This is a genomic window from Halalkalibacter kiskunsagensis (genome assembly GCF_037027555.1).
Lineage (GTDB): Bacteria > Bacillota > Bacilli > Bacillales > Bacillaceae_D > Halalkalibacter > Halalkalibacter kiskunsagensis.
The window spans coordinates 82,053-95,269 of the sequence record NZ_JAXBLX010000012.1; the positions used below are offsets into that span (position 1 = coordinate 82,053).

Genomic DNA, 13,217 nt, shown 5'->3' on the forward strand with positions numbered 1-13,217 from the left:
TTATAAGAAATGTAAACGCACACATTGAAAAATAGGGGGAAATAAGATGAAACGTTTTGGTTTAGGCTTCCTTTCATTAGTAATGGCAGTAGGAATTGCCGCTGGATGTTCTTCTAGTGACGATGTTACGAACAATGAGGAGGGCAATAGTAATCATCAAACAGATAGTGGAGAAGAAGTTACTTTAACATTATGGCATCCAGAAGGGGATATGTCAGAAACTTATAAACAAGTGATTGAACAATTCAACGAAGAGTATGAAGGAGAAATTGAGGCTGAAATTACATTTATTCCAAGAGGTAATAAGTATGCCTACGAAGATAAGATTTCAGCAGGTGCGACAAGTAATACATTGCCTGACCTAGTAGCGTTAGATGGACCGAATGTTGCTAACTATGCAGATGCTGGAATCATCCAACCAATCGATGGCCTTGTTGAAAATCAGGAAGATTTTGTAGAATCGATTATTACACAAGGTACATTTGATGGAAACCTATATACGGTTGGACCAACAGAATCGACAGTGGCATTGTTTTATAATGTGAAAATGCTAGAAGAAGCAGGAATTACACCGCCTTCTACATTGGAAGAAGCATGGACATGGGATGAATTCTATGAAGCAGCAAAGACATTAACGGATAAAGAGAATGGTATCTATGGAGTAAACTGGACACTAGACTATGGTGAATGGATTATCTATTTCACAGGGCCTACAGTCTGGAGTAATGATGGAAGCTTTATTGCTGAAGATGGTTCAACAGCTGAAGGTTATGTAAATGGACCAAAAACAGTGGAAGCATTAGAGTACCTTCAAAAGTTTACCACTGAGGGGTTAGTGAACTTACAACCTACACCTACTGAATTCGAAGATGGAAACGCTGCAATGATGTTAATGGGTTCATGGCAGTGGAATAAATTACAGGACTATCCTGATACGGACTGGGGAATCACCTATTATCCACGAAGCAATGAAGGGGAACAAGTATCTCCATCAGGGGACTGGAACTGGGGAATATCAACAGATACGAAGCATAAAGAAGAAGCTGCTATCCTTTTAAATTATGTATTGAACAATGAAAATATTGTCAAGTTGGCTGAAGCAGGAAATAAGCCGGCAGCGCGTATGTCTTCATTTGAAGAAATGTCAGAATGGAATGAAGCCCCTCTGAACATTTTAAAAGATCAAGTACTAAATACGGCACATCCAAGACCGTCCACCACTTCATACCCTGTATTGTCAACGAGATATGGGCAGGCTGTTCAGAATATTTTCCTTGGTGGTGACGTTCAGGAAGAATTAGATAAAGTAGCAAACGAAGTAGATACAGATATTTCGCGTCAATAGGAATAAATTCATAGAGGCAATCGGTTGAGATTGCCTCTTTTCATACAAAAAAAGGTGGTGGGTAACATGTTGACTTCCAAGGTGGAAGGTAAAGCAGTTCCTTTATTAAGAAAAGGGCAAAGTACAACGACATACAAACGGCAACAAAAAATACTAGGAGTTTTGTTTTCTCTTCCGGCCCTAGCCCTTATGTTTACTTTCTTGGTATTACCAGTTATTTTAGCATTCATTTATAGTCTGATGAACTACAATATGTTAAACCCGGGCGCTAAGACGTTTACTGGTTTGGATAATTATATCAGACTGTTTCAAGATCCAATCTTTTTTACAGCTTTAAAAAACACATTATATTTTACGGCTCTTGTTGTGCCACTTCAATGTGCAGTGGCACTAGTATTAGCCATACTTGTCAATAAAAAGGTTAAGGTTGCTTCTCTTGGGCGTGTGTTTTTCTTCAGCCCTGTAGTAACTTCGATGGTTGTTGTAGCTATTCTGTGGACGTTCTTATATAACGTAAATAATGGACTGATAAACAGTGCGTTAAATATATTTGGAATACCTAATCAACCGTTTTTGTTAAGTCCCGATCAAGCTATGAACTCTATTATCTTTATGTCAGTTTGGCAGGCTGCTGGGTTTCAAATGATGATTTTCTTAGCAGGGTTAAAAGATGTACCTGATACTTTGTATGAAGCAGCTGATATTGATGGGGCAAATGCGTGGCAAAAGTTTCGAAACGTCACACTTCCATCCATTCAACATGTTACTGGCTTCGTCCTTATTATTACGACCATTCAAGCATTTCGACTATTTATTCAACCATACGTAATGACTAACGGCGGACCAAGTGATTCAACGAAAACACTTGTCTTCATGCTTTACGAAAATGGCTTTCAATTTAGAGATGTTGGGTATTCCTCAGCGATAGCCGTAGTGTTTTTCCTTGTAGTTATTATAACGTCCTTAATTCTTAAGAAGGTATTAAAACAATAAAGGGGTTGATTTACGATGACACAGCGTACGAAAAAAAAATTAAGGAAAATAGGTATCACTCTTACCATACTCGTGCTTGGATTCTTGTTCATTGCCCCACTTTTATGGATGATTGTAGCGTCAATAAAACCTGAAACGATGATTTTTAAAGATATGGGATTTGAAGCGTTTATTCCTAAAGAAGTAACGTTTGCCCATTACTCAAAAATTCTTTTCTCCGAAAATATTAATTTCTTTCATTATATGAAAAATAGTATTTTTACAGTAGGAATGATCGTTATTCTTGGAACAGTTGTGAATTCTATTTGCGCATATGCACTTGCAAAATTGAAATTTCCTGGTAGTGACCTCATTTTAATTGTCATCATTGCTTTATATGTTGTTCCATTTGAAAGTGTATTAATTCCGCTATATATTGTCGTTAATAATTTTGGATGGATCAATGAATACCCGGCACTTATTGTCCCGTTTATTGCCTCAGCTTTTAATATTTTCTTATTCAGACAATTCTTCATGGGATTTCCAAAAGAATTGGAGGAGGCTGCTCAAATCGACGGAGCGACACCTTTACAAACATTTATTCGAATTGTTGTTCCAAATTCCAAACCAGTGTTTGCGACAGCTGCCATTCTAACGTTTGTAACCCACTGGAGTGATTTTATGTGGCCACTAATTGTTGCTACAGATCAATCGATTCAAACCGTTCAAATTGGAATCCAGTATCTCTTTACAGATAACAATATTCAATATGGTCAAATCATGGCTGCGTTGACTTTAACGACAATTCCTGTCATCTTAATTTTCTTATTCTTCCAACGTTATTATGTACAGGGAATCACCTCGAGTGGTGTAAAAGGATAAAAAAGATGGATTTGGAATTAAGCACTTACTAGAAGAAATAGAAATAAAATAACTGAGTTGAGGTGTTAGTTATGTATGATGAACAATTTCGTCAACAATTTCATTTTAGTCCAAAAGAAAAATGGATGAATGACCCGAACGGTTTGGTGTATTACAAAGGGGAATATCACTTATTCTATCAGTATCATCCAAACAGCAGTGTGTGGGGACCTATGCATTGGGGACACGCTGTAAGTGAAGATTTAATGCAATGGGAGGAATTGCCGATTGCCCTTTACCCAGATGAATTAGGCCAAATCTTTTCAGGAAGTGCTGTTATCGATAAGGAAAACACTAGTGGGTTAAAGTCGTCTGACGAGGAAGATGTTATCGTAGCAATCTTTACACATCATGGTGAAGATAACGAAAAGCAAAGTATTGCCTATTCAAATGATAGAGGAAGAACTTGGACGAAATATCACGGGAATCCTGTTATTGAGAATCCAGGAATGAAAGATTTTCGTGATCCAAAAGTATTTTGGCATGAGCAAACTCAGAAGTGGATCATGTCTTTAGCATGCGGAGATCAGATACAATTTTATGGATCCCGTAATCTTATTGATTGGACGTTTCTATCAACTTTTGGTAGTGAATACGGGGCACATGGTGGTGTGTGGGAATGTCCAGACTTGATTCAACTTGAGGTTGAAGGAGAGAAAGAGAAAAAATGGGTATTAATTGTAAGTATTAACCCAGGTGGGCCAAATGGAGGATCTGTCGTGCAGTATTTCATTGGTGACTTTGATGGAGAAGTATTTACGTGCGATGATGAAAAAGAAACCATAAAGTGGGCGGATTTTGGACGTGACTTTTATGCCGCAGTCACATGGAGCAATGTGCATGAACCTGTCTGGATTGGCTGGATGAGCAATTGGCAATACGCCAACCAAGTTCCAACAGATCCTTTTAGAAGTGTGATGTCTATTCCTAGAAAGTTAAAAATACGTAGGGACAATAATGAATGGAAGCTAGTTCAGACACCTATTGATCTTTCTTTATTTTATAAAGATACAATCCTACTAAACGAGGATGTAACTCTACTACCTTTAGAGCCTAAGCAAATCGAATTAAAAGAACTTCAAGTAATGGTTGATGCAAAAGTTAGGGAGAATCAATCTTCTTCTTTCACATTAACGCTTAAAGGGGAAAAAGAGCAGCTTCAAATTGTATTTGACTGTGTAAAGCAAGAAGTAAGAGTGGACCGAACCCGAAGTGGCGATGTTTCCTTTTCTGAGTATTTTGCGAGTGTTGATAAAATGCCATTAAATGAATTAAATGATTTTATACTAATCGTTGATAAGTCCTCGATTGAACTGTTCGTAAATCAAGGAAGTAGTGTCATGACAGAATTGTTTTATCCATCAGAACAAAACTACACGTTAGAGTGGAATGCAACAGATGGGGAAGTCCATTTATCAAATGTCTCGATACACCATATTGAATCTACTTGGAAGTAAGAAAGGACGATTAACATGAATCCTTGGGATGGAAAAACCGCATCATTTTTGAGAACTGTAACAAACATCATTATTCTAAATTTTTTGTGGGTTATTAGTTCGATGCCGCTATTTACGATTGGACCTTCCACGGCTGCAATGTTTGGGGTAATAAGAAAATGGCATATGTACAAGGAACATAGTGTAATAAGGTGTTATATAAATGAATATCGGTTATTTCTAAAACAAGGATTTTTGGTTGGAACTTCATGGGTTATTGTTGGATCTCTTTTAATTTTAGATGTTTTCTTTTTCCTTCAAATCGCGAGCAACTTAAAAATTGTATTTATTGTAATAACAGCGCTTGTTTTTATCCTTTATATTATTACAAGTTCCTTCTTATTACCTGTTCTCGTTCATTATAATGCAAAAGGTCTCGCGCTTATTAAACAAGCATTTACCTTTTCATTTTTAGATGGAAAAACAAGCTTTGCCATTATTCTTATGTGGATTGGAGCAGGAATAATCCTTTATTACGCGCCACTTGCAGTGTTTGTAATCATAGTCCCGGTTTCAATGATTACCTTTCGTTTTTCTTTATTTTCGTTTGAAAAAATTGAAAAAATGCCGAAAATTAAAGAGCAGTTTGTGCCTTTGGAAAAATAGGGTAGAGAATGTTAAACAAGCGATCTAAACAATTAAATGAAAGGTTGGAAGAGTCGCTAGCAATGAATAGAATTGCAGACGGCTTTTCTTTTTGATTAATACGAAATAGCTTATCAAAAAGCTTTTTCTACTTAAAGCTGGTGCGTGTATAATGTGCCGGTAGTCAGGCCCATTAAAATGATTCAGATACGTATCTACAAACTCCCGCAATGTCTAGCATGGTATCTGGAAAAGTTCCTACTTTCAAGTATTTTTTGGCGTTAGGGGCAGGAACTTTATATAAAAGTGGTGAACTACAGTTTGATTTTGTATAATGACTGTAGCAAACTGCAACAGAGGAGTTAATGTTATGAGGATAAAAACGTTATTTATAGCACCATATCGGGGGCTTAAGGAATTAGCAACAGTGTTAGCCAGTCAGCAAACAGACCTTGATATTTTGGTAGAAGAAGCAGATTTAAGTGCTGCGATTCCTATTGTAAAAGCAAATGAAAATAAAGGAATTCAGTTTATTATTAGTCGTGGGGGGACAGCTAAAGTAATCAGTCAGTTTACAAACATTCCTGTTATAGAAATTAAGTTATCAGGGTATGACATTTTACGAACGCTAACCCTCATTAAAGATTATCAAATGAAAGTACATATGATTGGTTTTCCTAATATTTGTAATGATGTTTTATCGGTTTCCAACTTACTAAATATCGATATTTCCTATACCATTGTCGATCATAAAGAGGAAGTGGAAAATGCTGTGAAGGAAGCCTGGGATGGTGGTGCCCAGCTTATTTTAGGGGATACAATTACTGTTAACACGGCAGAGAGTTTCGGCTTGCAAGGCATGTTGATTACAACGGGGAAAGAAGCTGTTTTAGAAGTTTTTGATCAGGTAATGCAGATGAATCGGGTCATGAAGCAACAAGAAAATGATTACTCTTTATATAAAGACTTTCTAAATTGTATGCAGGATGGCATCGTGATATTTCAAGAGAGTGGAGAGATTGCTTATGCAAATCAGCATTTTATACAAAAGCTATTTAAGAAAAACAAAGAAATAGATCAACTTTCCATTTTTTCCTTCCCGGAAGAGTTTCTACAGTTAATCTCTGAGTTATTGCCGAAAGCTAGTACCCATCACACAATAAGTAGAACGATTGTGTTGAAAGGTGAAAATTTAGATGTAACTGCTGGAAGTTTAGAACATGGGAAAAAGGACTTTTATTATTTAAAAATTCATGAAAAAAACGTGGATGTGAAAAAGAGTATAGAAGTTTACAAAGGCCGTATGCCGAGGACATCTTTTGCTCAAATAGTTACAAGCAGTCATATCATGAAAAATGTTTTATCGGAGGCGAGGCTAGCTTCAGAAATGAAGGCTCCATTTATTATTTGGGGGGATAAAGGAGTTGGAAAGAGGTTTCTAGCTTCCTCCATCCATTCGGAAAGTGAGAGTAGAGACGGGCAATTCATGGAACTTATGATTTTAAACAATTCAAAAAAAGTTATTAATGAAATTGCATCTTTTCTTCCTTTTCTTAAGAAAACGACTGTATATGTTACGGGATTTGAAAAATTATCAATAGAATACCAATGCGAAGTGATGGAAGTCTTAAACAAAAAAGAGCAAATTAGAGTCATTTATTCTTTTCATTTTGACCCAAGTGAAAGACTGGATAAGGAAATAATAAAACGAATGAACGAGCAGTCTCTATATATGCCAGCCCTAAAAGAAAGAATTGAGGATATAGATGAGTTAATACGTTTGTTTGTTAGTAATTTCAATGCTCAATTTGGAAAACAAGTGGTAGGTATCAAGGAAGAGGCTCTATCATACCTCCGAGAATTTGAATGGCCAGAAAATGTTAAGCAGTTAAAGAATGTGGTTAAGGAACTAGTGAGCAATTCAGAAGGGGATTATATTGAAAAAGAGGCAATAGATTCTTTGTCTTTTGGAGAATCTGTAGAGAAAAAGGGATATCCAATTGACCTATCCAAAACGTTAGCCGAAATTGAAAAGGAAGTCATTCTTACTGTACTTAAAGAAGAAAATATGAATCAAACAAAAGCAGCTAAACGGTTAGGAATTAATCGTACAACCTTATGGCGCAAAATAAATTAACGTTGCATAATGCAACGTTAATTTATTTTTTTGTAATTTAGCAAATAAAGTATTGCAATAATAAACTAACGTGTTTATAATTACAATTGTAAGCGTATTACATTTTGTGTCTGGATAACAGTGTTGCAATTTTAATCAATTATAGTGTTAGGCAAATTAAAAGCGTTTTCTACAAAATGTAAGCGCAATAAAACATAAAGGAGTTTTCAAAATGAATATTAAACAAACGTTGGATCGAATTCCAGGCGGGATGATGGTAGTTCCCTTATTATTAGCTGCTACAATAAATACATTAGCCCCTGAGTTACTTCGAATCGGAAACTTTACAGAAGCATTATTTGTAAATGGTGCAGGAACACTGATTGCCCTTTTCTTACTATGTGCAGGTGCTCAAATCAATGTTCGTAATATTGGGGTTTCTGTTGGGAAAGGTGCAACCCTCCTTGGTGTAAAATGGTTAGTTGGTGCGGCGGTGGGATTATTAGCCTTTTCGATGGCAAGTTCAGATGGCTTATTCTTCGGGTTAGTTCCAATTGCCATAATCGCAGCTATGACAAATAGTAACGGTGGTCTGTATATGGCTTTAGTTGGTCAATATGGGAAAGCAGACGATAAAGCAGCTTATTCAGTTTTAGCTTTAAATGATGGTCCTTTCTTAACAATGATAGCGTTATCTATTTTTGGAGCAATGGGATTTGTTGATGGAATGTTTTCAGCAACAGCATTTATTTCTGTGTTACTTCCAATTGTAATCGGTTTTGTTCTTGGGAATTTAGATGGTGAAATGAGAGATTTCTTAAGCAAAGGTAGTGATATGTTAATTCCGTTCTTTGCCTTTGCATTAGGTATGGGTATTAACTTCCAAGCGATTATTGAAGGTGGTTTATCAGGAATTATCATTGGAGTACTAACTGTTTTGCTTACTGGATCTGTAGCATACTTTGTTTTCAAAACATTCAACTGGAATCCAATTGTTGGTGCGGCAGAAGGATCTACAGCAGGAAATGCTGTGGCAACACCAGCTGCCATCGCTGCAGCAAGCCCTGCTTTTGCAGCGAACGCAGAATTAGCAACAGTGCAGGTTGCAGCGAGTGTTGTAACGACAGCTATTTTACTACCGATATTTGTTGCCTTTTTAGTAAAACGGTTAGAGAAAAAAGGGAAAACATCAGCAACGAATTTTCAATAAATAAATTAGAGGAACCATTCATTTAATGAGTGGCTTTCTCTATTAATCTGTTAAAATATAGAAATTGATTGTAGTTTTCTATTGAGAGTAAGGAGTGTAAAACAATGAAATTAGCCATTATCGCAGATGATTTAACTGGAGCGAACGACAGTGGAGTACAACTGGCGAAGTTTGGTTTGAAAACATCGGTATTATTTGGACTAGACAAAAATGCTGTCCATGAATCAGAAGCTGTTGTCTTCGATACAGATAGTCGTTCGATTGATAAAAATGAATCGTATAATAAAGTTTACGAGGTAATGGAATTCCTGAAAGAACAAGGTTTTCAAAACATATACAAAAAAATTGACTCTACAATGAGAGGGAATATCGGGATTGAAATAGATGCTGTTTATGATTCGTTAAAACCAGATTTTGTTTTTGTTGTTCCTGGGTATCCTAAAAATGGACGGAAAGTAGTAAATGGGCATCACTACTTAAATGGAATTGCCTTAAATGAAACGGAAATTGCCAGTGATCCTAAAACGCCTGTAACAGTTTCTCATGTTCCTACTCTATTAAAGCAACAAACGAATAGGTCTGTTGGTTTAATTGATAAAGATTTATTGCTTAAAGGCTCAAATGCGATTCATCATGAACTTGAAAACTTCGCAAAAAATAATGTTTCCTATATTGTCGTTGATTCAGAAACAGAAGAAGATTTGGAACTAATTTTAAATCATACAAAACATTTAAACTTTAGCATTACGTGGGTAGGTTCCGCAGGTTTAGCAAATTATCTACCGTCTTATTACGATATCGAACAAACAGAAAACAAATTGATGATTCCAAAAAATAATGCTCCTATTTTAACGGTTGTAGGCAGTGTGAACAAAAATTCTAGACATCAGCTAGATGTTGTGTTAAGAAAAGACGATGTCATAGGCATTAAAATGGAATCCTTTAAAGCCGTTTCATGTGATGAGGAACGTAATTTGGAAATGACGAATGTGTTAAAGGAAGCAAGAGACGCTGCCGAAAAAGGGTTCAACGTTGTTATTTATTCTACTGGTGAGCCAAAAGATATAGAAAAAGCGAGAGAAATGGGAGCGGCTAATGGATTTAATTATACAGAAACAAGCAACGAAATTGTGAAAATGCTTGGTGGAATTAGTTCTGTTTTAATTGAGGAAAAACTATTTAAAGGAATAGTAATGTCTGGCGGTGATACTGCTAAACAAGTATGTGAATTATGGAATGTGAAAGGATTCTATCTTCATGATGAGCTAGAAATTGGCGTACCTATTTCAACATTCATTGGCAACGATGACATTTTTGTCATTACAAAAGCTGGTGGATTCGGAAAAGAAACGGTATTTGTCCATGCAATTGATAAATTAAAAGGGGTGTTGTAAGTAATGAAACCAATTATTGGAATTACTATGGGAGATGCTGCAGGAATTGGACCAGAGATTATTGTTAAATCATTAACGGATAAAGATATCTATGACAGGTGCCAGCCGGTGGTAATTGGCGATGCAAAAATGTTAGAGAGAGTCAAGCCAATTGTTAATGCTGATGTAGAGGTCCATGTGATCAATCAAGTGTCTGAAGCAAAAAATATATTTGGGATTATCGATGTTATTGATTTAAATTTACTGGCGTTTGATTTACCATTTGGTCAAGTATCGGGCGAAGCGGGAAATGCCGCTTATCAATACATTGCAAAAGCTGTAGAATTAGCAAAAGAAAAGAAAATCAACGCAATCTGTACAGCCCCTCTAAATAAAGAGGCCATGCATAAAGGTGGACACCTTTATCCAGGCCACACTGAAATTTTGGCGGACTTAACAGATACAGAAGACTTTTCTATGATGCTAACAGCGCCAAATCTAAAAGTAATTCATCTTACAACACATGTAGGTTTAATTAAAGCGATTGAGATGATTAATCCAGAAAGAACTTACAAAGTAATTAAATTAGCGCACGATACGTTATCAAGAGCTGGCATAAAGAATCCAAGCGTCGCTGTATGTGGTATTAACCCACATGCTGGTGAAAATGGTCTTTTTGGTAACGGTGAGGAAGAGGAAAAGCTAATTCCTGGTATCAAAAAAGCGAAGGAAGAAGGAATTGATGCTTCCGGACCTCACCCAGCAGATACTTTATTCTTCCGTGCAGCTCGTGGTGATTTTGATATTGTTGTTGCTTGTTACCACGACCAAGGCCATGCACCAATTAAAGTGATGGGAATAGAAGATGGAGTAAATATTACTGTAGGATTAAAAGGCGGAGTCATCCGTACATCCGTTGACCACGGAACTGCCTTTGACATTGCAGGAAAGAACATTGCGGATTCAAGAAGTATGAAAGCAGCAATTAATTCAGCGATTGAATTAGCACCAAGAGATTAGTGGAAGGCGAGGCCACTTTCCCTATAAAAATGCGACCAATAATGTGAGGCACTGAAAAAGTCCATCAAGGAAGTGGCGATGGCTCCGCACGTTGCCGAGTGCACTGAAAAAACCGACCTTTTTAGTAGTCTCATGTAGACTTTTATTTTAGAGTTTAGAAAAAACAAATAAATTGTGCTTCTTTAAACCATATGCTTTTTGGGGCGTATGGTTTTTTACGTGGGAAATTCTCTCCTTTGAGTAGGAGAGAAGTGCTCTAAAGCAGACTAAAGTAACATAGCCGAAGGAAATGAAATCATTCTAGATTCTAAAAACATTTATAACCTATAAAGATTAATAGTACGAAGTTTCGGGTAACTGACAAAAACAAAGGATTTTTAGAAAAAAGACGAAGGGATAGTGTTTTATGTCAGAAGAAAAAACTCCGAGCTTCATTGTTTCGATTATTCCTGTTATTGCTATAGGGATATTTCTAGGAATGAGTATTTTTGTGTATGATGCAGAACCGCATATGGCTTTATTCTTAGGTGCTACTGTTGCGGTTATTGTTGCTTTGACGCAGGGATATAGTTGGAAGTCCATTGAAGATGGCATTACGGAGGCTATCAAGACGGCTATTCCTGCATTGATTATTATGCTCATTATAGGAATGATTATTGGGATTTGGATTGCGAGTGGAGTTGTTCCGGTCCTTATTTACGTAAGCTTTGACTTTTTGATTCCTGCTCTATTTTTGCCGGCTGCTTTGCTTTTTTGTGGTGTGGTAGCAATTGTAACAGGTAGTTCTTGGACTACGGCTGGAACAGCTGGTGTCGCTTGTATTGCTGTTGGTGAAGGAATGGGTGTTCCAGTTGAAATGATAGCTGGTGCGGTAGTATCAGGCTCCTTTTTTGGAGACAAGCTGTCACCTTTATCAGACTCAACCAATTTGACGCCGGCGATTGTGGGCGTTGAGCTTTATGATCATATTAAACATATGCTATATACAACATTGCCGGCGTTTGTCATTGGATTACTATTTTTCTTTGTATTAGGATTTTCGGTGACGGATGGACAGTCCACTAATGAAGAAGTCCAAGAACTACAAGGATTATTGGGAGAAACGTTTGTTTTCTCTCCTTGGCTCATTTTGCCACCACTGGCTGTTGTTACAATGATTTTATTTAAGATGCCTGCCATACCGAGTCTCATTGTTGGGGTTATTTTAGGAAGCGTCATGTATGTAACCGTCCAGGGAGCAAGCATGACTGAAATGCTGGAGACGCTTTATAGAGGATTTAGCATTGAAACGGGTTCGGAAACGATGGACAATATTCTTTCCCAAGGCGGAATGTCCGATATGTATACGATTATTTCTTTGGCTATGATTGCACTTGGCTTTGGCGGCGTAATGAACAAGAGTGGAATGCTTCATTCGATTGTAATGGGCATGATGCGGTTTGTACACAGTACGGGGAATCTAGTATCGACTGCCCTGGCCTCAGGGATTGTTATTAATATTTTCAGTGCCAATCAATATCTCGCCGTTATTATTCCGGGTCAAATGTTTAAGGAGCCTTTTGAAAAAAAGAATCTTCATCAAAAGAACCTTTCGAGAGCAATGGAAGGAAGCGGTACATTAACAGCCCCATTAATCCCTTGGAACAGCAGCGGGATGTTTATGCTTTCTGTCCTATCTGTTAGTCCAGCGGCGTTCGCTCCATATGCCATCATTTGTTGGCTCGTACCAATCATTGTGGCAATTTATGGATATTTTAATATTACGATGGTCGCTGGTGAGGAAGAAAGGGGAAATTAAGAGAGAATTATGAAGAAATACTGGAGGACAATTTAATATAATTTAAACGAAGCATAGAAATAACAAGGAAATTATTCTTAGTGTTGTGATTAGCAATATTTTTTAATGTATCGAGTATCAATGAACATTTTAAAAAAATCCACTGCATGCCACCGGGGGAATTTCAAACAGAATATAAAAGTATTATCAGAATCAGAAAAAAATTGAATTCCAGCTTGTCAAGCTGTTAGATAGAAACTAAAGCAAACCATTTTATTGTTTCCTATAAACTAAAAATAGTGGCCATCCTCTTCAATGTAAAATATATTGAGGAGGTTTTTTCTTTTTACAGCCGTATCTTTTCTGCATGCGCAATTGCAACTATGTCTACTTTTTTCGACA

At 36.9% G+C, this 13,217-nt stretch carries 10 protein-coding genes; all 10 read left to right on the forward strand.

The features are described from left to right. Positions 1–46 precede the first annotated feature (46 nt). The 10 genes from SLH51_RS08975 to nhaC all read left to right on the forward strand — a co-directional run bounded on the left by SLH51_RS08975 (position 47) and on the right by nhaC (position 12,836). On the forward strand, positions 47–1,345 hold the full coding sequence (locus SLH51_RS08975; RefSeq protein ID WP_335960808.1) for a sugar ABC transporter substrate-binding protein: 1,299 nt from the start codon (positions 47–49) through the stop codon (positions 1,343–1,345). A gap of 66 nt (positions 1,346–1,411) precedes the next feature. After that, positions 1,412–2,338, forward strand: a complete 927-nt coding sequence (locus tag SLH51_RS08980; RefSeq protein ID WP_335960809.1) for a carbohydrate ABC transporter permease — start codon at positions 1,412–1,414, stop codon at positions 2,336–2,338. Positions 2,339–2,353: 15 nt separating this feature from the next. Then, positions 2,354–3,199 (forward strand): carbohydrate ABC transporter permease, encoded by an 846-nt coding sequence (locus tag SLH51_RS08985; protein ID WP_335960811.1) that lies wholly within the window; start codon positions 2,354–2,356, stop codon positions 3,197–3,199. Between the two features lie 71 nt (positions 3,200–3,270). Then, a complete protein-coding gene (locus tag SLH51_RS08990; RefSeq protein ID WP_335960813.1) occupies positions 3,271–4,695 on the forward strand; it encodes a glycoside hydrolase family 32 protein in 1,425 nt (474 codons plus the stop codon). A 15-nt stretch (positions 4,696–4,710) separates the two neighbouring features. Beyond that, the gene (locus tag SLH51_RS08995; RefSeq protein ID WP_335960815.1) at positions 4,711–5,340 is read left to right on the forward strand and encodes a YesL family protein; all 630 of its coding nucleotides are present in this window, start codon (positions 4,711–4,713) and stop codon (positions 5,338–5,340) included. 349 nt (positions 5,341–5,689) lie between these two features. Continuing rightward, the gene (locus SLH51_RS09000; protein WP_335960817.1) at positions 5,690–7,456 is read left to right on the forward strand and encodes a sigma-54-dependent Fis family transcriptional regulator; all 1,767 of its coding nucleotides are present in this window, start codon (positions 5,690–5,692) and stop codon (positions 7,454–7,456) included. 211 nt (positions 7,457–7,667) lie between these two features. Further along, positions 7,668–8,645, forward strand: coding sequence for a 2-keto-3-deoxygluconate permease (locus tag SLH51_RS09005; protein WP_335960818.1), 978 nt, complete (start codon positions 7,668–7,670; stop codon positions 8,643–8,645). Positions 8,646–8,749: 104 nt separating this feature from the next. Beyond that, a complete protein-coding gene (locus tag SLH51_RS09010) occupies positions 8,750–10,039 on the forward strand; it encodes a four-carbon acid sugar kinase family protein (protein ID WP_335960819.1) in 1,290 nt (429 codons plus the stop codon). A 3-nt stretch (positions 10,040–10,042) separates the two neighbouring features. Then, entirely contained in the window at positions 10,043–11,038 is a 996-nt protein-coding gene (gene pdxA / locus SLH51_RS09015) for a 4-hydroxythreonine-4-phosphate dehydrogenase PdxA (RefSeq protein WP_335960820.1), read from the forward strand. A gap of 406 nt (positions 11,039–11,444) precedes the next feature. Then, a complete protein-coding gene (gene nhaC / locus SLH51_RS09020) occupies positions 11,445–12,836 on the forward strand; it encodes a Na+/H+ antiporter NhaC (protein ID WP_335960821.1) in 1,392 nt (463 codons plus the stop codon). Positions 12,837–13,217: the final 381 nt, after the last annotated feature.